This is a genomic window from Bradyrhizobium sp. A11 (assembly GCF_042077125.1).
Classification (GTDB): Bacteria; Pseudomonadota; Alphaproteobacteria; order Rhizobiales; family Xanthobacteraceae; genus Bradyrhizobium; species Bradyrhizobium japonicum_B.
The window spans coordinates 6521470-6545170 of the sequence record NZ_CP149509.1 but is presented as its reverse complement, the minus strand read 5'-3'; the positions used below and the strand labels follow the sequence as shown (position 1 = coordinate 6545170).

General features: G+C 64.9%; 19 protein-coding genes and 1 tRNA gene. 13 read left to right on the top strand and 7 right to left on the bottom strand.

Annotated features, from left to right (window positions below):
• Positions 1-4: 4 nt before the first annotated feature.
• Positions 5-1468 (top strand): trehalose-6-phosphate synthase, encoded by a 1464-nt coding sequence (locus WI560_RS30780; RefSeq protein WP_375306167.1) that lies wholly within the window; start codon positions 5-7, stop codon positions 1466-1468.
• Positions 1469-1518: 50 nt separating this feature from the next.
• On the opposite strand, the gene WI560_RS30775 is transcribed toward WI560_RS30780, so the two are convergent.
• Positions 1519-1860 (bottom strand): hypothetical protein, encoded by a 342-nt coding sequence (locus tag WI560_RS30775; RefSeq protein ID WP_375306166.1) that lies wholly within the window; start codon positions 1858-1860, stop codon positions 1519-1521.
• Positions 1861-2054: 194 nt separating this feature from the next.
• Between WI560_RS30775 and WI560_RS30770 the strand changes: the two genes are divergently transcribed.
• Both WI560_RS30770 and WI560_RS30765 read left to right on the top strand, forming a co-directional pair.
• A tRNA-Ser gene (locus tag WI560_RS30770) sits at positions 2055-2144 on the top strand.
• 172 nt (positions 2145-2316) lie between these two features.
• Positions 2317-3873, top strand: a complete 1557-nt coding sequence (locus tag WI560_RS30765) for an amidase family protein (protein ID WP_375306165.1) — start codon at positions 2317-2319, stop codon at positions 3871-3873.
• Between the two features lie 182 nt (positions 3874-4055).
• On the opposite strand, the gene WI560_RS30760 is transcribed toward WI560_RS30765, so the two are convergent.
• Both WI560_RS30760 and WI560_RS30755 read right to left on the bottom strand, forming a co-directional pair.
• Entirely contained in the window at positions 4056-4856 is an 801-nt protein-coding gene (locus tag WI560_RS30760; RefSeq protein ID WP_375306164.1) for an SDR family NAD(P)-dependent oxidoreductase, read from the bottom strand.
• A gap of 70 nt (positions 4857-4926) precedes the next feature.
• The gene (locus WI560_RS30755; protein WP_375306163.1) at positions 4927-5505 is read right to left on the bottom strand and encodes a TetR/AcrR family transcriptional regulator; all 579 of its coding nucleotides are present in this window, start codon (positions 5503-5505) and stop codon (positions 4927-4929) included.
• Positions 5506-5714: 209 nt separating this feature from the next.
• On the opposite strand from WI560_RS30755, the gene WI560_RS30750 reads away from it, so the two are divergent.
• The 6 genes from WI560_RS30750 (at position 5715) to recQ (ending at position 15522) form a co-directional block, all read left to right on the top strand.
• On the top strand, positions 5715-6818 hold the full coding sequence (locus WI560_RS30750; RefSeq protein ID WP_375306162.1) for an efflux RND transporter periplasmic adaptor subunit: 1104 nt from the start codon (positions 5715-5717) through the stop codon (positions 6816-6818).
• A complete protein-coding gene (locus WI560_RS30745) occupies positions 6818-9928 on the top strand; it encodes an efflux RND transporter permease subunit (RefSeq protein WP_375306161.1) in 3111 nt (1036 codons plus the stop codon). Before WI560_RS30750 ends, WI560_RS30745 begins: the two co-directional genes overlap by 1 nt.
• 231 nt (positions 9929-10159) lie before the next feature.
• Positions 10160-11461: an O-acetylhomoserine aminocarboxypropyltransferase/cysteine synthase family protein gene (locus WI560_RS30740; RefSeq protein ID WP_375306160.1), complete on the top strand. Its 1302-nt coding sequence runs from the start codon at positions 10160-10162 to the stop codon at positions 11459-11461.
• A gap of 12 nt (positions 11462-11473) precedes the next feature.
• Positions 11474-12472 (top strand): homoserine O-succinyltransferase, encoded by a 999-nt coding sequence (locus WI560_RS30735; RefSeq protein WP_375306159.1) that lies wholly within the window; start codon positions 11474-11476, stop codon positions 12470-12472.
• 106 nt (positions 12473-12578) lie between these two features.
• Positions 12579-13325 (top strand): polysaccharide deacetylase family protein, encoded by a 747-nt coding sequence (locus tag WI560_RS30730; RefSeq protein WP_375306158.1) that lies wholly within the window; start codon positions 12579-12581, stop codon positions 13323-13325.
• A gap of 331 nt (positions 13326-13656) precedes the next feature.
• Positions 13657-15522 (top strand): DNA helicase RecQ, encoded by a 1866-nt coding sequence (gene recQ / locus WI560_RS30725; protein ID WP_375306157.1) that lies wholly within the window; start codon positions 13657-13659, stop codon positions 15520-15522.
• 201 nt (positions 15523-15723) lie between these two features.
• Here the strand turns inward: recQ and WI560_RS30720 are convergent, their stop codons facing one another.
• Positions 15724-16740, bottom strand: a complete 1017-nt coding sequence (locus tag WI560_RS30720) for a 1-aminocyclopropane-1-carboxylate deaminase (protein ID WP_375306156.1) — start codon at positions 16738-16740, stop codon at positions 15724-15726.
• Positions 16741-16898: 158 nt separating this feature from the next.
• On the opposite strand from WI560_RS30720, the gene WI560_RS30715 reads away from it, so the two are divergent.
• Positions 16899-17363, top strand: a complete 465-nt coding sequence (locus WI560_RS30715) for an Lrp/AsnC family transcriptional regulator (RefSeq protein WP_375306155.1) — start codon at positions 16899-16901, stop codon at positions 17361-17363.
• A gap of 66 nt (positions 17364-17429) precedes the next feature.
• On the top strand, positions 17430-18590 hold the full coding sequence (locus tag WI560_RS30710; RefSeq protein ID WP_375308952.1) for a PLP-dependent cysteine synthase family protein: 1161 nt from the start codon (positions 17430-17432) through the stop codon (positions 18588-18590).
• Between the two features lie 13 nt (positions 18591-18603).
• Here WI560_RS30710 and WI560_RS30705 read toward each other — a convergent pair whose 3' ends face one another.
• Together WI560_RS30705 and WI560_RS30700 are read right to left on the bottom strand one after the other, a co-directional pair.
• Entirely contained in the window at positions 18604-20187 is a 1584-nt protein-coding gene (locus WI560_RS30705; protein ID WP_375306154.1) for a diguanylate cyclase, read from the bottom strand.
• A gap of 230 nt (positions 20188-20417) precedes the next feature.
• Entirely contained in the window at positions 20418-21290 is an 873-nt protein-coding gene (locus tag WI560_RS30700) for a hypothetical protein (RefSeq protein WP_375306153.1), read from the bottom strand.
• Between the two features lie 204 nt (positions 21291-21494).
• Here WI560_RS30700 and WI560_RS30695 point away from each other — a divergent pair, with 204 nt between their 5' ends.
• The gene (locus WI560_RS30695; protein ID WP_375306152.1) at positions 21495-21740 is read left to right on the top strand and encodes a hypothetical protein; all 246 of its coding nucleotides are present in this window, start codon (positions 21495-21497) and stop codon (positions 21738-21740) included.
• 1 nt (position 21741) lies between these two features.
• On the opposite strand, the gene WI560_RS30690 is transcribed toward WI560_RS30695, so the two are convergent.
• Positions 21742-22677 carry an alpha/beta hydrolase gene (locus tag WI560_RS30690; protein ID WP_375306151.1) on the bottom strand — a complete coding sequence of 312 codons (936 nt, stop codon included), beginning with the start codon at positions 22675-22677 and terminating at the stop codon, positions 21742-21744.
• A gap of 134 nt (positions 22678-22811) precedes the next feature.
• Between WI560_RS30690 and WI560_RS30685 the strand changes: the two genes are divergently transcribed.
• Complete coding sequence (locus WI560_RS30685; RefSeq protein WP_375306150.1) at positions 22812-23699, top strand: branched-chain amino acid aminotransferase; 888 nt, start codon at positions 22812-22814, stop codon at positions 23697-23699.
• Positions 23700-23701: the final 2 nt, after the last annotated feature.

Genomic DNA, 23701 nt, shown 5'->3' with positions numbered 1-23701 from the left:
ACCTGTGAACCTAGTCGTCGTTTCAAATCGCGTCGCCCGCGGCAAGCCTAATGAGCCTATGACGGGCGGCCTCGCGGCGGCGCTGCTGCCGGTTGTGGAACATTCGGGTGCGATCTGGGTGGGGTCGTCGGGCCGGGTACGGGACGGCCATCAGAAGGAACCGTTTGCTGAGATCGAGGCGCTCGGCGCGGGCGCCATCGCGACCCTGGATCTGCCGGCGGCGCATTACGGCGGCTATTACGAGGGCTTTGCCAATTCGGCGCTGTGGCCGGCGCTGCACTCGCGCAGCGACCTCATTCGCGTCTCGCGCGAAGATTATGTCAGCTATCGCGAGGTCAACGCCTTCATGGCGCGCGCCTTGATGCGCTTCCGAAAAACAAAAACCGCGTTCTGGGTGCAGGACTACCATTTCCTCGCGCTCGGCGCCGAGCTGCGCGACCTCGGCGTCGACGACCCGATCGGCTTCTTCCTGCATACGCCCTGGCCCGTCGCCGCGGTGATGCAAGGCGTGCCCAACCATCGCGAACTGATCACGGCGATGCTGGCCTACGATCTGCTCGGCTTCCAGACCGAGGAGGATCGCCAGAATTTCCTTGGTTATGTCGGCGGCGAGCTCGGCCTTGCCGTCGAGGATGGCGTTGCGGTCTCGCAGCATGGCCGCACGCGCTGTGAAGTGTTTCCGATCGGGATCGACGCGGAGAAGTTCGCGGCCTATGCCGCCAAGTCGGCCTCGCATCCGGACGTGTCGCGGCTGCGGCGCAGCCTCAACGGTGAGCGGCTCGCGATCGGCGTGGACCGGCTCGACTATTCGAAGGGCCTCGTCAACCGCATCAGCGCGTTCGACCGGCTCTGGACCGAGCAGCCGCAATTTGCGCGCAGCATCTCGCTGCTGCAGATCGCCAATCCCTCGCGCGGTGCGATCGAGGCCTACGGCAATCTCCAGAACGAGGTGGCGCGCCTCGTTACCGACGTCAACGGCCGCCACGGCGAGGTCGACTGGACGCCGATCCGCTATTTGAACAAAGGCTTCAGCCAGGCCGTGCTCGCGGGCCTTTACCGGACAGCGCAGGTCGGCGTGGTGACTCCGCTGCATGACGGCATGAACCTCGTTGCCAAGGAATATGTCGCAGCCCAGAACCCGGCCGATCCCGGCGTGCTGGTGCTGTCGAAGTTCGCGGGCGCAGCCAACGAGCTCGACACCGCCTTGCTGGTCAATCCGCACGACATCGACGGTATGGCGCGCGCGATCGCGGTCGCAGCCGCAATGCCGCTCACCGAACGCAAGATGCGCTGGGACGCGATGATGAAGAAGCTGCGCGGCCACACCATTCAACAATGGTCGGCCGATTTCGTCGCCGCGCTCGAGAAGTGCCGGACCGAGAAGGCCGCCGTCGCCCCGCTCGCCGCGCAACCGCCGCAAGCGCTGCGCTGGCTGAAATCGGCGATCTCAGGCGTGCGGCTGATTTAGGGATCCGGCGTCGTGCCCGGGGACGCGCCCGGGCAGGACGGTGGGATGCCTCAATGGCAATACGAGACTCCCTCCAGAATCGCGCACTGCCGCTTGTTCGGCGCGTTGGGATCGTCCATCGGCACCATGCCCTTGCCCTGGCCGACGAACACGCCAGTGCCGACATGCACCGAGCTCTTGTTGCCGATGATCACCGTGGGATGCGGCGCCGAACTCGAGCGCGTCCCGTCCGGCCAGAGGATGGCATTGCCCGACAGCATCCCGCGCCGGCCGTCGTCGCAGCTGACGTCGGCGCCTTGACGTGTGCAGACCTGGGCCGCGGCGGACGCCGCGAGAGCGGAGCCGAGGGCCGAAATCAGGCCAAGGGCGACAATGGTCTTGCGGATGGTCATGGCTCCCCCAGTCGTGCTCGGCATCCTCAACTGAATCGTCGCGGCAAACCCGTCACGGGTTCAGCCTGCAGGCCGATCAGAGCATCCGCGGCGCCGAATTTTACCATGTGAATACAACGGCTTGCGGAAAATTCGCCGGTTTTCCTCGCGATCCCTTGCAAAATCGTCGGCGCCCCTTCAAGAGAGGGCGCTCCGGAGAGATGGCCGAGTGGCTTAAGGCGCACGCTTGGAAAGCGTGTGTGCGGGAAACCGTACCGTGGGTTCGAATCCCACTCTCTCCGCCATTGGCTATACGCCACCACGTCCTCTTGCCAGTGCCGTCCGGCTTGCAGCACGAGCGCGAGCCAGCCGTATCCCATGTCGATGTTGATCCCGAGGTGAGCGATGCAGAATCGCACCTGTACAGGGATCGGAGCCGTCCCTAACCTCCGCCGCGCAATTTTTGGGAGATATGGCGTGGCGAAGAAGACGGCGACCAGGAGCAAGACTGCAGGGAAGAAGGCGCGAGCCGCGACGAAGACCGGGGCCCGCAAGGGAGCTTCCGCGAAGCCGGCCGGAAAGGCCGCCGCCGGCAAATCGGCCAGGCCGCGGCGCCCGTCTGGGCCGATCTGGCAATGGTCGGCGGTGGCGACTGCCGCCGCAATCCGCTCCGGCGCGATCTCGGCGGTCGAGACCGTCGAGGCGCATCTCGAACGGATGCGCGCGGTCAATCCGAAGCTGAATGCCGTCGTCGTCGATCTCTCGGAGGAGGCGCTGAAGGCTGCGCACGCAGCGGACAAGCAGCGCGCCAAGGGTGCTGCGCTCGGCCTGCTGCACGGGGTGCCCATCACGATCAAGGAAAACGTCGATTACGAGGGACGGCCGAACTTCAACGGCGTGCCCGCCAACAAGGGCCTGATCGCGCCGTCGGATGCGCCCGTGGTCCGCAACCTGAAGAAGGCCGGCGCGATCGTCATCGGGCTCACCAACACGCCGGAATTCTCCTTTCGCGGCTTCACCGACAATCCGCTGCATGGATTGACGCTCAATCCCTGGGACCCTGATATCACCTGCGGCGGCTCCTCGGGTGGCGCGGGTTCGGCGGTCGCCGCCGGCATCGGCACCATCGCCCATGGCAACGACATCGGCGGCTCGCTGCGCTGGCCTGCGCATTGCAACGGCGTTGCCACCATCAAGCCCACGCAAGGGCGCATCCCTGCGTTCAACGCCAGCGCAACGGCCGAGCGGCCGATGCTGGCGCATCTGATGTCGGCGCAGGGGCCGCTCGCCCGCCATGTCGCCGACGTCCGCCTCGCGCTGGAGGCGATGAGCCAGCGCGATCCGCGCGATCCCTGGTGGGTGCCGGCGCCGCTGGTCGGCGTGACGCCGAAGCGGCCGATCAAGGTCGCGCTGGCCAAGATACCGGAGGACATGGAGGTCGATCCGTCCGTCGCGGCGGCGCTGCGCCAGGCCGCGGACCATCTCGAACGGTCCGGCTACCGCGTCAGCGAGGTCGAGGTGCCCGACATCGACGGCGTCTGGCAGACCTGGTGCGACATCATCACCAACGAGACCGTGGTGATGCAGGAAGCCGGCATGCTGAAGGTGACCTCGGAGGACTTTCACAAGGCCTGGGGCGGCATGAAGGCCAAGGCCAATGTGCTCGATCTCAAGGGCTGGATGCAGGCGACCGCCGCGCGCAACGGCCATATCCGCGCCTGGCAATTGTTCTTCGAGGACTATCCGGTCGTGCTGGCGCCGACCACGGTGAAGCCGACGCCGGGCCCGCGCGAGGACACCGTCAGCGCCGAGCGCGTGCGCGAGATATTCTGGGGCGAGATCCGCTTCATCTCCGCGATTAACGTGCTGGGCCTGCCCGGCGCCGTGGTGCCGGTGGCCCTCCACGACGGCAAGCCGATCGGCGTGCAACTGATCGCCGGGCGCTATCGCGAGGATCTCGCGCTCGATGCGGCGGCCGCGATCGAGAAGCGGGCCGGCGTGCTCACGCGCCAACTGTGGGAGAAGATGGGGTAGGGCGATAATCTTACCCCATCTCCGTGCGGGAGAGGGTGGCTCGCGGGCGGCGTCTCGGCAAGCTGAAGCTCTGCTGCGCTGAAGAGCTAGATCGAGACAGCCGCATATGTCGGTTTAGCCGCGTCCAAACCACGTGGGTAAAACGCGGGTCGATAAGCGCCCACATGCAGCCGCTCTAGGCGTTAGGCGTCCATTATCCTCTTCATCGTGGCCCTTTGCATCGATCGCGGCGTCAAACGATTTGAAAAGGCAGCCATCTTGTTCGACAGGCCTGCGATCACGGTGGCCTTTCCTTGCATGAGCGCCCGAATGCCGCTCGTGGCGACCGGACGCGGCTTCATGGTGAGGAGCCGCAGCAAGCTTGAAGCGGTTGCGCCGGCTGCCACATCAAACCCTGTCGCCGTGTGTCCCGGGCAAAGACTGGTCACGACCACACCATGTGGGCGGAGTTCGTCATGCAGGGCCTCGCCAAAGGCCAGCACGTAAGCCTTGGTCGCTGCATAGGCCGCATAGGTGGGGACGGCCTGGAAGGCCAGGAGGCTGGCGATCAGAAGGATATGTCCAGATCGCCGCTGAGCCATGTCGCGGCCGAATAGATAGGTCAGCTCTGTGAGCGTGGTGATGTTGAGCTGGATCATGTTCGCGGTCTGCTCGATCGGCGTGTCCAAAAAATCGCCGTGCAAGCCGAAGCCGGCATTGTTCACCAAAATGTCGATCGTCACGGACCTCGCGTCGAGACTGCTTTTCAGGCGGCTGGCCGCGTCCGGCGCGGCAAGATTGATCGCCTCGACCAGCACATCCACCCCGTATTTGCTGCGGAGATCGGAGGCGAGCTTGTCCATCGGCTCCCGCCGTCGAGCCGCCAAGACGAGATTGACCTTCTGCGCTGCCAGGAGATCTGCGAATTCGAGGCCGAGGCCACTCGACGCCCCCGTGACCAGCGCCCATTTTCCGGCGAAGCTATCCGTTGCTTCTTTCGACATCGTTCTTCTCGTCTATCTGGAGTCAGCGAATGGGCTCGCGCCCATTCAATCGGAACACCGGCCCATCCACTCAAGCGGCTGCGGTGTCGCGAACCTGCTCGGCCGCGGCATCCAACAGCGCCTGAGCCAGGTCGGGGTCGTTGACGACGCGCGACAGCGTCACCGCGCCGATCATCGTCGCGAGGATGGCCATGGCCTTGCCGCGCGAGGCCTCCTCGCCGGCTCCGGCTAGGAAGCGGCTGAGCACGTCGAGATGCGCCTTAATCCCCGTTTCGAATTCCGCCTTCACCTCGGGGCCCTGTCGGGCGGCATCCGAGCCGAGCGCCACGATCGGGCAGCCGTCCATCCTTTCTCCGCGATGGTCGTCACTGAGGTAGAACGAGATTACCGCGCCGAGCGGATCATCGGGATGTGCCGTGGCCGCGTCTGACCATCGGCCGGACGCGCTTTCCAATGCGCGCCTGGACGCCTCGACCGCCAGATCCTCTTTCGAAGCGAATTGCTTGTAGAAGGCGCCTTGGGTGAGCCCGGCCCCCTTCATCAGATCTTTGAGGCCGATGCCATCAAAGCCGCGCTCCCTAAAGAGGCGACTGGCCACATTGATCACGGTTTGGCGGTTCTCGGCCGCCTGGGTGCGACTGACTCGCATCGTGGACCTCCATTTGGATTTCGTATGACCTCTATAACAATTATAGAGTTCAATTGCAATCTATCAGCCACCAGGAATTTGGCCGCCGCCCGAGGAAAACCTCCCGATCGAGGGATCACGCTCCCGTCATCCGTCGCAATTTAGATTGCGAACGAAATCTAACACATGTATAGAGTTCGTATGCAATCTAATTCTCAATGGAGACGGCCATGAAAAGGGGTATTGCGGTGCTCGCCGGTATTTTAGTCCCGGCGGGGGTGGCGACTTTCGTTGCGCTTGCGATTCCCGCCCATGAAGCTTCCGCAGTTAGCGACCCCAGGCAGGAGCCACCGATGGTCCGTCTGGTGACCCCCAACCGGGTCGGAGGATCTGAACGCGGTTTTACCGGGACCATTGGCGCCCGCGTGGAAAGCAATCTCGGCTTTCGCGTCGCCGGAAAGATCGTCGAACGACTCGTGAATGTCGGTGAGCAGGTCAAATCCGGCCAGCCGCTGATGCGGATCGACGAAACCGATCTTCGTCTCGCGCTCACCGCGAAGCGCAACGCCGTTGCGGCTGCACGCGCAATTGTCGTGCAGACCGATGCCGACGAGCGGCGCTACGCCAATCTGATGAATGACGGATGGACGTCAAAGCAACGCTACGAGCAGGCGAAGGCCGCATCGGACACCGCTAAAGCGCAGCTTGCCGCGGCGGAAGCCGATGCAGGGGTTGCCGAGAACCAGGCGACCTATTCCGTCCTGGTTGCCGATGCCGACGGGACGGTCACGCAGACGCTTGGTGAGCCCGGACAAGTCGTCTCCGCCGGCCAGGCTGTCGTTCGGCTGGCACAGTCCGGTCCTCGCGAAGCCGTGGTGGCGCTTCCGGAGACGATCCGGCCGGCGATCGGTTCGCTGGCGGAGGCCAGTCTGTATGGGAGCGACGGACGCCGCCATACCGCACATCTTCGTCAGCTGTCGGATTCCGCCGATCCGCAGACCCGGACCTATGAGGCCCGCTACGTGCTCGATGGTGAGGCCGCGGCGGCGCCGCTTGGCGCGACGGTCACCATTCGGCTTGCAAGCCAGGACAGTCAACCGGAAGTCCAGGTGCCGCTGGGAGCCGTGCTCGACGACGGCAGAACGACTGGCATCTGGGTCTTCGACGCTGCGACCTCGACCGTACGCCTGCAGCCCGTCAAGCTTCTGCGTGTGACCAGCGAGACGGCCGTTATCTCCGGATCGAGGTCCGGTGACCAGATCGTTTCACTCGGCGCTCATCTCCTGCACGAAGGTGCCCACGTCAGGACTGCCGCGGACAGCAGGAGCAACTGATGAGCTTCAATCTTTCCGCGCTCGCCGTTCGCGAGCGGGCCGTCACCCTGTTCTTCATCCTCCTGCTGGCGGCCGCGGGCGCCTACGCCTTCTTCAAGCTCGGACGGGCCGAAGACCCGTCCTTCACCATCAAGACCCTGACGGTCACCACCGTATGGCCCGGCGCCACCGCACGCGAGATGCAGGACCAGGTCGCCGAACCCCTGGAGAAGCGGATTCAGGAGCTGACCTGGTACGATCGGGTGGAGACGACGACGCGGCCCGGCTATGCCTACATGACGGTGACGCTGAAGGACAGCACGCCGCCATCGAGCGTGCAGGAGGAGTTCTATCAGGCCCGCAAGAAGCTCGGAGACGAAGCGCGCAAGCTGCCGTCCGGAGTGCTTGGCCCCTTCGTCAACGACGAATATTCGGACGTCAGCTTCGCGCTTTATGCCCTCAAGGCCAAGGGCATGCCGATGCGCGAGCTCGCCAGGCAGGCCGAGACCATTCGCCAGGATCTGCTGCACGTGCCCGGCGTCAAGAAGATCAACATTCTCGGCGAGCGTCCCGAGCAGATCTTCGTCGAGTTCTCCTATGCCAAGCTGGCAACGCTCGGCGTGTCGGCAACGGATATCGTCGCCGCCTTGCAGCGGCAGAACACGGTCACACCGGCGGGCTCGATCGACACCAAGGGCCCGCAGGTCTTCATCCGGGTCGACGGCGCTTATGACAGCGTCCAGGCGATCGCAGACACGCCGATCGTCGCTGCCGGGCGGACGCTGAAGCTGTCCGACATCGCCGAGGTCCGCCGCGGCTACGAGGATCCTCCCACCTACATCATCAGGCACCAGGGTGAGCCCACGATCATGCTCGCGGCGGTGATGCAGGAGGGCTGGAATGGTCTGGCGCTCGGCAAGGCGCTGGAGGAAAGGTCCGCGGCGATCGCCCGGACGTTGCCGCTCGGGATGAGCCTGGCCAAGGTCAGCGACCAAGCCGTCAACATCACCTCGGCGGTCGACGAATTCATGATGAAGTTCGCGATGGCGCTCGGCGTGGTGCTACTGGTGAGCCTGCTGAGCCTCGGCTGGCGCGTCGGCATCGTCGTCGCGGCGGCCGTGCCCCTGACGCTCGCCGTCGTGTTCCTGATCATGCTGGAGACCGGCCGGTTCTTCGACCGCATCACGCTCGGCGCTTTGATCCTGGCACTCGGTCTCCTCGTCGACGACGCTATCATCGCGATCGAGGTGATGGTCGTGAAGATGGAAGAAGGCATGGACCGCATCTCGGCGGCCGCCTACGCATGGAGCCACACCGCGGCACCCATGTTGTCCGGAACGCTGGTGACGATCGCGGGCTTCCTGCCGGTGGGTTTTGCCCGCTCGACCGCCGGCGAATACGCCGGCAACATCTTCTGGGTCGTGGGGTTCGCCCTCATCGTCTCCTGGATCGTCGCGGTGATCTTCACGCCGTATCTTGGCGTCAAGATGCTGCCCGCGATCAAGCCGGTCGAAGGCGGTCACCACGCGATCTACGGCACGCCCAACTATCAGCGCCTGCGAGGCGTGATCACCCTCGCCGTCCGCCACAAATTCCTGACCTGCAGCATCGTCGCCGTCGCCTTCGTGCTTTCCGTCGTCGGCATGGGTGGTGTCAAGCAGCAGTTCTTTCCGACCTCTGACCGCCGGGAAGTGCTGGTGGAGGTTCGTCTGCCTGAGGGCACCAGCATCGAGACGACGACGGCCACTGTCGAGAAGCTCGAGGGTTGGCTGCAAGATCAGCCCGAGGCCAAGATCATCACCAGCTATGTCGGCCAGGGTGCGCCGCGCTTCTTCTTCGCGATGGCGCCCGAATTGCCCGATCCGGCCTTCGCAAAGATCGTCGTCCTGACGCCTGATGCGGAAGCGCGCGAGGCTTTGAAACACCGGCTCCGACAAACCGTGTCGCAGGGCCTTGCGCCCGAGGCCAATGTGCGCGTCACCCAACTCGTGTTCGGACCTTATACGCCGTTCCCCGTCGAGTTTCGTGTGATGGGGCCGGATCCCGCGCAACTGTACGCCATCTCGCAAAAGGCTCTCGAAGTGATGCGCGGTGTTCATGACGCGCGGCAGGCCAATCGGGATTGGGGCGATCGCACGCCCGTGCTTCGCTTCGTCCCGGATCAGGATCGACTGAACCTGATCGGCCTTTCGCCGGCCGAGGTCGGTCGCCAGCTCCAGTTCCTGCTCACCGGCATCGCCGTGACGCAGGTTCGCGAGGACATTCGCAATGTCCCCATCGTGGCACGCAGCGCGGGTGGCGAGCGGCTCGATCCGGCGCGTCTGGCGGATTTCTCATTGATGAGCCGCGACGGCCGCGCGATTCCGCTCGACCAGGTCGGTCATTCGGAAATCCGGCTCGAAGAGCCGATCATGAAGCGGCGCGATCGCACCCCAGTCGTCACCATTCGTTCTGACATCAATGAGGCGACCCAACCTCCGGAAGTCTCCAAGGAGATCAAGACAGCCCTGCAGCCCCTGATCGCATCCCTTCCGGCCGGCTATCGTATCGAGCTGGGCGGATCGATCGAGGAAGCAACCAAGGCCAACGACGCGCTGGCGACGATCTTCCCGGCCATGATCGCCGCGATGCTGATCGTCGTCATGCTGCAGGTGCGGTCCTTCTCGACGATGGCGATGGTCGTCCTGACAGGACCGCTCGGCCTGGTCGGTGTCGTGCCGGCACTGCTCATCTTCAACCAGCCGTTCGGGTTCAACGCGATCCTGGGCCTGATCGGACTGGCGGGCATCCTGATGCGCAACACGTTGATCCTGACCGAACAGATCAAGGAGAATCTTGCCGCGGGCCTTGACGACTATCACGCCGTCATCGAAGCCACGGTGCAACGCACGAGGCCCGTGATCCTGACTGCCTTGGCTGCCGTGCTGGCCTTTATCCCGCTCACTCACTCCGTGTTCTGGGGATCGATGGCCTACACGCTGATCGGCGGCACCGCGCTCGGAACGGTTCTGATCTTGCTGTTCCTTCCTGCGCTCTATGCCGCGTGGTTCCGCATCAAGCCGACCGCAGACGATATGCATGAGGCTTCGCGCGAGAAGCCGGACCTGCAAGCGGCATTGGCTGCCGAGTAAGGCTCCGTTGATCCCATGGAGGATCGGTGGCCGACATCGCCGTCGCTGATTGATTAATGCAAATTAACCCGGATTTCGGCCAGTTCGCCAATAACGGTTAGGGTTACTTCCTCGATCTCTAAGCGAATTATTGTCCGCTTTACCACCCGCCTCTAACAGAGGAACGGCGGACAACGCACATGCCTCATTCTAGGCCAATAAGTGCGGACCGCTCCACGCGGAGGTGGCATAATGCGAAACGAGACGATCGCTATTCACGCCGGTTATGAGCCCGAAGCGACCACGCATGCGGTCGCCGTGCCGATCTACCAGACCGCGGCCTACGCTTTCGACAGCGCCGACCACGGCGCGGCGCTCTTCAACCTCGAGACCGAGGGCTTTCGCTACAGCCGCATCGCCAATCCGACCAGCGCGGTGCTGGAGAAGCGCATCGCCCAGCTCGAAGGCGGCGTCGGCGCGCTCGCGGTCGCGACCGGCCAGGCGGCGCTGCATTTCGCCTTCGTCAACGTCGCCGACCACGGCGGCAACATCGTTTCCGTGCCGCAGCTTTACGGCACAACGCACACGCTGCTCTCGCACATCCTGCCGCGGCAGGGCATCACCGGCCGCTTCGCCGAGAGCGACACGCCGGATGCGGTCGAGAGGTTGATCGACGAGAACACCCGCGCGGTGTTCGCCGAGACCATCGGCAATCCCGCCGGCAATGTCTGCGACATCGAGGCGCTGGCCAAGGTCGCGCATGCCCATGGCGTGCCGCTGATCGTCGACAACACCGTCGCAACGCCGATCCTGCTCAAGCCATTCGACTACGGCGCCGACATCGCCGTGCACTCGCTGACCAAGTTCCTGGGCGGTCACGGCACCACGCTCGGCGGCGCCATCGTCGATTCCGGCAACTTCCCCTGGGCCAAGCATGCCGAACGCTTCCCGGCCTACAACAAGCCCGATGCCTCCTATCACGGCCTGATCTATGCCGAGCGTTTCGGCCGCACTGCTTACATCGAGCGGGCGCGCAGCGTCTATCAGCGCACCATGGGCTCGGTGCTGTCGCCATTCAACGCCTTCCTGCTGCTCCAGGGCATCGAGACCGTGGCGCTGCGCATGGAGCGCCATGTCGAGAACGCCCGCAAGGTCGCCGAATTCCTCCGCAAGGATTCGCGCGTCGCCTGGGTCAACTACAGCGGCTTTCCCGACAGCCCCTATTATCCGCTGGTGCAGAAATATCTCGACGGCAACGCCTCCTCGCTGTTCACCTTCGGCATCAAGGGCGGCATGGAGGCCGGCAAGACCTTCTATGATGCGCTGAAGCTGATCACGCGGCTCGTCAATATCGGCGATGCCAAGTCGCTGGCCTGCCATCCGGCCTCGACCACCCACCGCCAGATGTCGGCGGAGCAGCAGCGCCTTGCCGGCGTGCTGCCGGAGACCATCCGGCTCTCGATCGGCATCGAGCACGTCTCTGACATCATCGAGGATATCGACCAGGCGCTGGACAAGGCCTGCCGGTCGGCGCGCCTCGAGGCTGCGGAGTAGGCGGACGCGCCCATGACGATCCTGATCGACAGGGATCAAGTCATCTCGGGGCCGGCATTGGTGCCGACCGAGTCCGATCTCGCGCACGATCGCGGCGCCGAGCTCACGATCGGGCTCGTCAACAACATGCCGGATCCGGCGCTGAAGGCGACCGAGCGGCAGTTCATGAAGCTGCTCCAGGCCGCCGCCGGCCCGCACCGCATCCGCTTCCACTGCTTCTCGCTTCCGAGCGTGAAGCGGTCGCCGGAAGCGAGGTGGCACGTCGAGAGCGAGTATTCCGACCTTTCGGACCTCAAGCGCCAGAAATTCGACGGCTTGATCGTGACCGGCGCGGAGCCCGTCGCGCCCGAGCTCGACCGGGAGCCGTACTGGCGTGACCTCACCGAGCTGATCGACTGGGCCAAGGCCAACACGCGCTCGACGATCTGGTCGTGCCTTGCCGCGCACGCGGCGGTGCTGCACCTGGACGGCATCGCGCGACGACGGCTGCCGGCGAAATGCCACGGCATCTTCGATTGCGAATTGGTGAGGCGCGATCCGTTGACGCGCAGCGCGCCGGCGCCGCTGAAGGTCTCGCATTCGCGGCTCAACGAGATCGTGGAGAGCGACCTGTTGCAGGCCGGCTATCAGGTGCTGACACGCTCGGCTGAGGCCGGCGTCGACGTTTTCGTTCGCCAATATGCCAGCCGCTTCGTGTTCTTCCAGGGCCATCCGGAATACGACGCGCTGTCGCTCCAGCGCGAATATCTGCGCGACATCGGCCGCTATCTGGCGCGGGAGCGCGAGACTTATCCGCGGCTGCCCGTGAGCTATTTTGACGCAGCGACCGAGGAGAAGCTGGCCCGCTTCCAGAAGAAGGCGGCGCACCAGCGCCATCCGGCGCTCAGCAACGAGCTGCCAGGACTGCATTTGCGCGCTGATATCGGTGCCGGCAGCGCGGCGGCAGTGCTCTTTCGCAATTGGTTGCGGTATCTCAGCGTGGAAGCCGGTGGGTCGGTCCCCGCGGGCTAGCCAATGGATATTGGTTCCGCGTTAGGATTACCCGAGCGTTAGGCTTGCCTCAACCGGCGCGCGAATGTTTCAGTGCGGAAATAAACACATCACGGGAAACGCAGTCGTGTGGTCGGCACTCCAGGGACGCGTGAGCAATCGGCTGGCCCGGCATTTCCGCGCCGCGCCGCACCGGCTGCCTGAGTCGCATGCGCCGATGGTGAGCTTCACCTTCGACGATGCTCCCGACAGCGCCGCAGGCGAGGGCGCCGCGCTTCTCGAGAAGCACGGCGGGCGGGGCACGTTCTATCTCGCCGGCAGCCTGATCGGTCAGCCGTCGGACCACTGGCACGGCATGTCGAACGACGCGATCGTCCGGCTTCATCGCGCCGGTCACGAGATTGCCTGCCATACCTTCTCGCACAAGAGCTCGGCCGATCTCGACGAGGCCGCCATGGCGCGCGAGATCGAGCGGAACCGCGCGTATTTTCACGCGATCGATTCCTCGATCACGCTGCAGAATTTCGCCTATCCCTATGGGCTTGCCTCGGTCTGGCGCAAGCCGCAGCTCGCCAGGACCTTCCGTTCGGCCCGTGGCATCCTTCCCGGTGTCAACAGCGGCGTCATCGACCTGCAGTTCCTGCGCGCCTCGCCCTTGGTCGATTGCGAGACCGATCGAGCGGGCATCGATCGCTATTTCGACGAAGCGGTCGCGCGCGGCGGGTGGCTCATCTTCTATGGTCACGACGTTGCGAGCGCGCCAAGCCCCTATGGCTGCACGCCGGACCTGATGCGTCACGCGCTGGAGGCCGCCGGAAGGCGCAACATGCCGATCGTGACGGTCGCAGAGGCGCTGCGGCGAATCGGGGCGTAACTCTTCATCTCTCCTCGCTTGCGTCAGGGTGATCGCAGATCGGATCGATTTCCCCTGTGGCCATCCTTCGAGACGCCCGCCGTTGGCGGGCCCTCAGGATGGATCGAGTGCGCGGCTGCAATCTTCAATGAGCACCGATGCTGCTTAGCCTCACCCTGAGGAGACCGCGAAGCGGTCGTCTCGAAGGACGAGGCGTGCCCTCGAGTCGCAAAATGCCATTTGCGTTTCCCCCTTCCGCGGGTGGGGAGAGGGAGAAGATGGCCTTGCCACGCCCCCCGCCGCCATGCGACTGGCCTTGTGACAATCTCACGGCCCAGGTTCCAGCTCCCTCATGTCCGTTCCCTCCACTGCCCCGCTGCCTGCGCCGGCCAACGGCCGCGACGCGCTGTCGGTGCTGCATTCGGTGTTCGGCCTGCCGGGTTTTCGCGGCGCCCAGGGCGAGATCATCCGGCATGTCACTGAAGGCGGCAATTGCCTGGTGCTGATGCCGACCGGCGGCGGCAAGTCGCTGTGCTATCAACTTCCCTCGCTGCTGCGCGAAGGCTGCGGCATCGTGGTGTCGCCGTTGATCGCCTTGATGCGCGATCAGGTCGCCGGGCTGATCGAGGCCGGCGTCAACGCGGCCGCGCTGAACTCGTCGCTGACGCCGCAGGAAGCCTCCGATATCGAGCGCCGCCTGCTCGCGGGCGATCTCGATCTGCTCTACGTCGCCCCGGAACGCCTGGTCACGCCGCGCTGCCTGTCGCTGCTGGCGCAAGCGAAGGTGGCGCTGTTTGCGATCGACGAGGCGCATTGCGTCTCGCAATGGGGCCATGACTTCCGCCCCGAATATGTCGGCCTCTCGATCATCGCCGAGCGCTTTCCCGACGTGCCGCGCATCGCGCTGACCGCGACCGCCGACGAGCTGACGCGCAAGGAGATCGTCGCGCGGCTTCAGCTCGCGGATGCGCCGCAATTCGTCTCGAGCTTCGACCGGCCGAACATCCGCTACGAGATCGTCGACAAGCGCAACGCGGTGTCGCAGCTGAAGGAGTTCATCCGGGAGCGGCATGCGGGCGATGCCGGCGTGGTCTATTGCCTGTCGCGCAACCGCGTCGAGGAGGTCGCCGCCGCGCTTCAGGACGCAGGCATCGCGGCGCTGCCCTACCATGCCGGGCTCGACGGGGCGTTGCGCTCGCGCAACCAGGACCGCTTTCTCAATGAGGACGGCATCGTCATCGTTGCGACCGTCGCCTTCGGCATGGGTATCGACAAGCCGGACGTCCGCTTCGTCGCCCATCTCGACCTGCCCAAGAGCATCGAGGCCTATTATCAGGAGACGGGCCGCGCCGGCCGCGACGGCAAGCCGTCGGCGGCCTGGATGGCCTATGGGCTCTCGGACATCGTGCAGCAGCGCCGCATGATCGACGAGTCCAGCGCCTCCGACGAATTCAAGCGTGTCTCGATCGGCAAGCTCGATGCGCTGGTCGGCCTCGCCGAAACGCCGCACTGCCGGCGCCGGCGGCTGCTCGCCTATTTCGGCGAGATCGTGATGGGCGAGCATTGCGGCAATTGCGACAATTGCCTGACGCCACCGAAGATGCGCGACGGCAAGGTGCTGGCGCAGAAGCTGCTGTCCTGCGTCTATCGCACCGGGCAGCGTTTTGGCGCGATGCACCTGATCGACGTGCTGGTCGGGCGCCTGACCGAGAAGGTGACGCAGTTCGGCCACGACAAATTGTCGGTGTTCGGCATCGGGCGCGAGCTCAACGAAAAGCAGTGGCGCACCGTGCTGCGGCAGCTGGTGGCGATGGGCCATTTGCGGAGCGACAGCGAAGCGTTCGGTGCGCTGAAGCTGACCGAGACCGCGCGCGGCGTGCTGCGCGGCGAGACGGAAGTGTGGCTGCGCGAGGAGGCGCCCGGCACGCGCATTCGCGCGAGCCGCGGCAAGTCCCGCCGCGGCGACCTCGCGCCCGCCGCCGACGCCGCGCCAGGCGATGTCGATCCCGAGCTGCGCGCGCGGCTGCGCTCGTGGCGTTCGGAGGTCGCGCGCGAGCGCGGCGTGCCGGCCTATGTGGTGCTGCACGATGCCACCATCGACGGCATCGTCCGGGCCTGGCCGACGACACTCGACGAGCTCCGCAATATCCCCGGCATCGGCGACAAGAAGCTCGAGCATTACGGCGACGAGCTGCTGCAAATCGTCAGGACGCGGTAGGCGCGGCCCAATACTCCGCCGTCATCCCGGACAAGCGCGCCCTAAGCGCGCGCAGATCCGGGATCCATACCGCGCGATCTATCTTGGGGCAGGGAAGGAGGCGTTCGTCGCCAAACCTCTCCCTGTGGTTATGGGTCCCGGGTCTGCGCTGACGCTTGCCCGGGACGACAGCTGTGTAGAAGGCGAGAGCTGCGCCCTCACTCACCCATTCCTGAACGCGTACGCGTAGCCGTTCAGCGCGGGGGCGCCGCCGAGATGGGCGTAGAGGATCTTCGCGCCCTTCTCGAAATATCCCTTCTTCGCGAGGTCAATCAGGCCCTGCATCGACTTGCCCTCGTAGACGGGGTCGGTGATCATGCCTTCGAGACGCGCGCTGAGGCGGATCGCCTCCTTGGTCTCTTCCGAGGGCACGCCATAGGCGGGATAGGCGTAGTCTTCGATCAGGACGACGTCCTCGGCAACGAGCTGCTTGCCGAGCTCGACGAGCCCGGCGGTGTTCTGCGCGATCTCGAGCACCTGCGCTTTGGTCTGCGCCGGCGTGAACGAGGCGTCGATACCGATCACCTTGCGAGCGCGGCCATCGGCGGCGAAGCCGACTAGCATGCCGGCATGGGTGGAGCCGGTCACCGTGCAGACGATGATGTAATCGAACTTGAAGCCGAGCTCGGCTTCCTGCTTGCGCACTTCCTCGGCGAAGCCGACATAGCCGAGCCCGCCGAATTTGTGCACGGAGGCGCCGGCGGGAATGGCGTAAGGCTTGCCGCCCGCGGCCTTCACTTCCTCGATCGCCTGCTCCCAGCTCTTGCGGATGCCGATGTCGAAGCCCTCGTCGACCAGGCGCACGTCGGCGCCCATGATGCGCGAGAGCATGATGTTGCCGACGCGGTCATAGACCGCGTCCTCGTGCGGCACCCAGGCTTCCTGCACCAGGCGGCACTTCATGCCGATCTTGGCCGCGACCGCCGCGATCATGCGGGTGTGGTTCGACTGCACGCCGCCGATCGAGACCAGGGTGTCGGCGTTGGAGGCGATCGCGTCAGGGATGATGTATTCGAGCTTGCGCAGCTTGTTGCCGCCATAGGCGAGGCCGGAATTGCAGTCCTCGCGCTTGGCATAGATCTCGACATTGCCGCCGAGGTGCTTGGACAGCCGTTCCAGCTTCTCGATGGGCGTCGGGCCGAAAGTCAGCTTGTAGCGCGGAAATTTGTCGAGCTTCATGGGGCATCCCGATTGGCGTTGGTGGCGGCAGCTGCCTAGCATCGCGCAAACGAAATGTGCTCTCGAATGTTGCGCTCCTGTTGCGCCATCACTTACACTGATGGCGAGATCATGTCATATTTCTTCCGAAATATTGCCAAGTAATGGAAGTTTCTATCATGCCAGCCCGGCTAGACCGTATCGACCTTAAGATCCTGAGATTGCTGCAAAATAATGGGCGGCTCAGTAACGCCGAGCTGGCCGAGACGGTCGCAATCAGCCCCGCGACGTGCCATCGCCGAACCCAGCGCCTGTTCGAGGACGGATTCATCGCAGCGGTCCGCGCCATGGTCGCCCCCAAGAAGGTGGCGAAGGGCACGCTGGTGATGGTCGGCGTCGTGCTCGACCGCTCCACGCCGGAGAGCTTCGCCAGCTTCGAGCAGGCCATCGCGAGGTTGAAATTCGTGCTCGACTGCCACCTCGTCGCCGGCGACTTCGACTATTTCCTGAAGATCCGCGTCGGCGACATGGAGGATTTCAACCGCATCCACGGCGAGCAGTTGATCGCGCTGCCCGGCGTGCGCCAGACCCGCACCTTCTTCGTGATGAAGGAAGTCGTGGACAACGCGCCGCTGGAATTTTGAGCGCGGTACGCGAAGCGCCTCGTGCTAGATGGACGTCAGTTTTCGAGGAATCGCCTGGTCATGCCGATGGAGCCACTTCCCTTCCGCAACGCGGCCGGGCCTGCCTATCGGCGCGGCTGGGTCGACGAGGCCGTCGCCGCGATCGAGGCCGACCAGTGCCGCACCGCCGATACGCATCTGATCCGGCTGATCGTACCGGCGCTATCGGGCATCGATATCTATCTGAAGGACGAGTCCACCCATCCGACCGGCAGCCTGAAGCATCGCCTGGCGCGATCGCTATTTCTCTACGCGCTCTGCAACGGTCACATCCGTGAAGGCACACCTGTAGTCGAGGCCTCGTCGGGATCGACTGCGGTGTCGGAGGCCTATTTCGCAGAGATGATTGGGGTCCCCTTCTACGCCGTGATGCCGCGCACGACCTCGGCGGAGAAGATCGCCGCGATCGAGCACTATGGCGGCCATTGCCACCTGATCGACGATGGCCGCGCGCTCTATGCGGAAGCCGCCGCGCTCGCCTCGCGCCTGAACGGTCACTACATGGACCAGTTCACCTTCGCCGAGCGCGCGACCGACTGGCGCGGCAACAACAACATCGCCGAGTCGATCTTTACGCAATTGCAGGGCGAGCGGCGCCCGCTGCCCGACTGGATCGTGATGGGCGCGGGCACCGGTGGCACCTCGGCCACGATCGGGCGCTATTTGCGCTATCGGCAATATCCGACACGTCTGTGCGTTGCCGATGTCGAGCATTCCGCTTTCTTCGACTGCTTCCGCTCGCAGGACCGCTCTCATGTCTGCGATCGTCCGTCGCTGATCGAGGGCGTCGGTCGGCCGCGTTGCGAGCCCTCCTTCGTGCCCGAAGTGGTCGACCGCATGATGAAGATTCCGGACGCGGCCACGATCGCGGCGATGAACGTGTTGTCGCGCCGGCTGCGCCGTCCGGTGGGCGGCTCCACGGGCACCAATTTCCTGGCGCTGTGCCGGCTGGCCTCGGAGATGCGCCAGGCGAACATCGTGGGGTCGCTGGTGACGTTGATCTGCGATTCCGGCGAGCGCTACCGGCAAACCTATTACGAGCCCGAATGGCTGAAGGCGCGCGGGCTCGATCCGGCTCCGTTCGAGGCGGCGCTGTCGTCGTTTCTCACGATGGGCGAGCCGTTGACGCTTGCCGTCGACGACGTTGCAAATCCCCAAAGCGTGTTCGACGTTTCGCCGCCACGATAGCGGCGTCGTTCGATCACTCCGCCGCCTTGCTTGCCGGCGCCGGGGGCACGAAGGCAACGCAGCGATTACGGCCTTCGGCCTTGGCTTGGTAGAGCGCGTGATCGGCCGCGCCCATCAGCGCGTCGATGCCGGACATGCTGACGGTGGCCTCTGCGATGCCGATGCTCACGGTGACGCCGAACCGGATCTCGCCGGCGACGATCTGCGCGCCCATCACGCGCTTGCGGATGCGATCGGCCACCGTCCTCGCGCGCGAGAGGCTGGTCTCGGGCAGCAGGACAGCAAACTCCTCGCCGCCGAGGCGGCCGACGATGTCCGGCTTGCGCTTGCCGTCGAGGCACGCGGTCCCAACCGCCCTGATCGCGGCGTCGCCCACGGCATGGCCGTAGCGGTCGTTGACTGATTTGAAGTGGTCGATGTCCAGCATCAGCACCGAGACGGAGCGATAATAGCGCTGGAACCGGCTCCATTCTGCCTCGAGGCTGTCGAGAAAGTGGCGGCGGTTGTAGAGGCCGGTGAGCGGATCGGTGGTGGCGAGCGTCTCCAGCATCGCGGCTTTTTGCATCAGGTCGGTGATGTCGACATAGGTCAGCATGCGGCCGCCGTTCGACATCGTGGTGCAATGAGCCCTGATGCGCCTTCCGTCCGGGGTCTGCAGGTCGCGCACATGGTCGCCGGCCTTGACCTCTGCGACCCGCCTGGCTGGAAATTTCGTCAGCTCATTTGCCGGAAGATCCGGCGCGCTGGCGCGATGGACCCGGCTCACCAGTGATGCATAGGTCGGTCGGCTCTCCGCCTCCTGTTCGCTCACGTCCCAGAACCGTCGCATCCGTCGGTTCATGAAGCTGGCGTTGAGATCGCGATCGAGCAGTAGCACGCCGTCCTCGACATTTTCCAGCGCGTCGCGCAGCAACTTCAGCTCATCGGAATAGCGCACGATGTCTGTGACGGGCGTATAGGTCAGCATTCGCCCGCCGTCGGGCAGCGGCGTGCATTGCATCCGAACGACGTCTCCACTGGAGCGGCGCAGATCGAGCGGCGAGGCGTCGCCCGCCTGGACGTGACGGACCCGCTCGGCGACGTAGGCATCGAGTTCGGTCTGTGGAACCTCGTAAGCAAGAGTATCGCGGCCGTGATGCATCAGCGTCACGAACGACGGGCAGCTTTCGGCGACTTCATCCGGCAACCGCCACATCTGGCGGAACGCGCGATTGATCAACTTTGCGCGGAGCTTTGCATCCAGCAGCACGATGCCGAGCGGGACGAAATCAAGCGCTGCGCGAAGAGCCAGCATCTGCCCGCGCATCAGCGCATCGGACGAGCGCTCCCGCTCCTCGCCAGCCAGGCGCTCAACGCTGTCCCGCCGTTCGAAGGCGACGCCGACCTGGCGGTCCGATCGCCAGACCACCCGGCAGGTCAGGACCTCGCGCCCTGCCAGCCTGAGCTGGAAGCGCTCGGGCACGCCGAGGCCACTCTCCATCTCGAGCGTCGCCGCCTCTTCGGTCAGCCGGCGCACGACGCAATCGATCGACGACTGGCCGAAATTGAAGAAGATCTTCCCAGCAAGTAGCGTCCGTTCCGGAACCAGATGGGACATTCACAGCCTCCCGTGTGCTCCGGCTCAGTCTGTCGCAAGCATATTGCCGAGAGGTAACCGGATGGGGCTCTGGCGAGGGAACTGGCCGACACGCCAACGCTCGGAAGGAGCCGCTGGGGGTCCGCAGCGGATGCGAAAGTCCTTCATCTTCAATGCCCGGCTGTCGCGACCGCCGTGCGATATCCGGAAAGCGGGAGATCCGCTTTACCCGCTGTCCACCATGCTCCAAGTCAGTTGCGGATCGCGTAGAGGGGCGTTCGCAAGGTCAGCTGGTAAGATGGCTTCGGCGTCCAGGCGATCTGTGCGGTGATGCCGAACAGGCGGTTGTCGTTGTCGTCCATGCGATCAAGGTCGAGCCGCAGGATCGGCTGCGTGAAGGATTCCGCGAGCGTCCGGCCCGCCAGCTGCGCGCCGCCGAACGACTGCATGCCAAGGCGTCCAGTGAATTTCCAGTTGCTCGGCCATTGGTAATAGCCGCCGGCATAGAGGATCGTGTTCGGCCGGATGCTGGCGAACGGGCTGGCAATGGTGGTGTAGGTATGCTGCACGCCGGTCAGCCAGCCCCGCGTCTCGTCCTCGTCGAGCGCGTAGTCGAATTCCAGGATGTTGTTCAGCGAATTCGTCATGCCGTGATCGTTCGGCACCGATTGCGTCAAGGTCGATTGCAGTGTGATGGTCGGGATTGCGCCGCCATCCTGCCGGTAGAGGTCGGCCTGCACGCCCATGTTCCAGCTGGTGATGTCGAACTTCGACCAGCCGTCGCCAATGTCGGTCGTCGAGCCCGACACGCCGCCATAAAGCGAGACGCGGTCGTTGACGTCGACGGTGAGCGGCAGGTCGACGGCAATCGATTTCGCGGCCGGCAGGCCGTTCGGCAGCGTTGCGCCTCTGCGCACCGCCAGGGCTTGCAGCGCGGCCGATAGCGACGTGGTGCCGAAACCGAGTCCGAGCGTCCCTGCCGGAACCGACGCATAGCTCGTGCGCAGATCGAGATAGAGGTTCGGGACCGCAGGTTGCGCTGCTGCATCCTCCTCATCTTCGGCAGAGTAGGCGGCGCTGACCGAAATCGTCAGGCAGGCCAGTCCCATCGCGGCAGCGTGCAAACTCGGACGATGCGATGGGCGGTGAGGAGACACGAGACAATCCGACGCGCGGGCGAAATCGCGCGCTAGATGGAACGTGATCGCTGCCGCGGTCAAGCGCCATCCGCAAGCCATGGACTGCATCGATGCGCGCGGCTACCTTGTCGTGACTGCACCGACCCGCTCGCCGGCCGGAGCAGGCCGGAACAATGGAGGACGACAGCCATGACCACGTCACGCCGCATCCTGCTCGCCGGAATGGCAGGACTCGCCGTCGCTCCGGCCGCCGTGGCCGCGGTACCCGCGCCGGCGCGCGATGACACGACGGTTGCCGAAGAACGCTTTGCGCGCATGATCGCCGCAGCGCATGCGCCCGACGTCAATTGCGCCCGCCAGGCGGAGCGTTATGCGGATACGCATTGGCCTGACTATGTCATGGCGGCCCGGGCCGTGCTCGGCGCGCGGGTGTGATCTACCTCTCTACCGCTCGCCGCACCTGCTCGCCGATCTGCGACAGCACGAGCTGCGCCTGCGGCAGGATCGCGCCCATGGCGTGGAAATTGTGAACCATGCCGTCGTGGCAGATATGCTCGACGGCGACGCCTGCGGCGAGCAGCTTGCGGGCATAGGCATTGCCCTCATCGCGCATCGGGTCATACTCGGCGGTGTGGATGATCGCGGTCGGCAGGCCTGTGAGCCGTGTGGCGCGCAGCGGAGACACGCGGGGGTCGGCCGTGTCGACGCCCTCAGGCAGATAGTCGGAAAGATCGGCCTCGATCGTGACGCGGTCGATCAGATGGCCCTCGGCAAAGGCCTCGCGTGACGGCGAGGTTTCCTCGAAATCCAGCACCGGGCAGATCAGGCATTGCGCGGCGATGGCAAGGCCCGCGGTCTGTGCCGCCTCCTGGCACACGATCGCAGCAAGCGTTGCACCGGCGGAATCGCCGCCGACCACCAGGCGGTCCGCATCGATGCCGAGCGATGCGGCCTCGCGCGCGACCCATTCGGTGGCGGCGATGGCATCGTCGACGGCGGCCGGAAATCTGTGCTCCGGCGCGAGCCGGTAATCGACGGAAACGAGGCGGCAGCCGGTGGCATGCGCCAGCGCCGCCGCGATACGGTCATGCGTGCCAATGCCGCCGGCGACGAGACCGCCGCCGTGAAAGAACACGAAGCCCGGTGCAACCTCGTCGGCATTTGCAGGCGTGTAGAGGCGATAAAGCAGATCGCCGTCGCGGCCGGGCAGCACGCCGTCGCGCGTCGTCACATCGGGCGCATCCGCGCGCGCGAACTGCATCAGCTTGGCCAGCGATTGCCGCCGCGCCTCCACGCTCGGCCGGCTTTTCGCCTGCGGCGCGGCCGCGGCCATCATGGTCAACAAGCGCTTTGCGAGCGGATCGAGCGGCATGGCAATCTCCGTATCATTGCCCGCATTATAGCCTGTTTGGCGCGTTTTACCCGCCAGGAGAGGGGGCTGGCCCGGCAGCAAATCGTTTAGGAATTGGGACAATAGTGCCCTTATATTTCCAAGGGGAGGCCGTCATGGCCGAGATCAAGAAGCCGATCGAATATTCGCCGAGCTGGACCTTCTTCGAGGGCAAATGGCACGATGGCAACGTGCCGATCATGGGTCCGCGCACGCACGCGGCCTGGCTCGGCTCGGTGGTATTCGACGGTGCGCGCGCGTTCGAGGGCGTCGCGCCCGATCTCGACCGTCACCTCGCGCGCGCCAATCAATCCGCGATCAGTTTCGGCCTGAAGCCGGTGGTCGATACCGACACCTGGCTCGGGCTTGCGCGCGAGGGCATTGCGCGCTTTACGGCCAATGCCGAGCTCTACGTCCGTCCAATGTATTGGGCGCAGAACGGCTCGGGCGGCGGCGTGCTGTTCGACCCGGAGACCACCAATTGGTGCCTGTGCATCTACGAGGCGCCGATGCCAAAGCCGGTCGGCAACGCCATCACTCTGTCGCCGTTCCGACGGCCCACCGCCGAATGCGCGCCGGTCGAGGCGAAGGCAGCCTGCCTCTATCCGAACAATTCGCGTGCGCTGGCGGAAGCCGCCTCGCGCGGCTTTCAGAACGCGCTGATGCTGGACATGCTCGGCAACGTCGCCGAGTTCGGCAATTCCAACGTGTTCATGGCCAAGGACGGCGTGGTCTATACGCCGGCTCCCAACGGCACGTTCCTCAACGGCATCACGCGCCAGCGCGTCATCGCCCTGCTTCGCGGCGACGGCGTCAATGTGGTCGAGAAGACGTTGCGCTATGCCGATTTCCTCGCGGCCGACGAAATCTTCTCCACCGGCAATTTCGCCAAGGTCGCCCCGGTGATCCGCATCGACGAGCGCGAGCTGAAGCCGGGTCCGTTCTACGCCAGGGCGCGAAAGCTCTATTGGGACTTTGCGCATGCGGTGAAGCTGGCGGCTTGAAC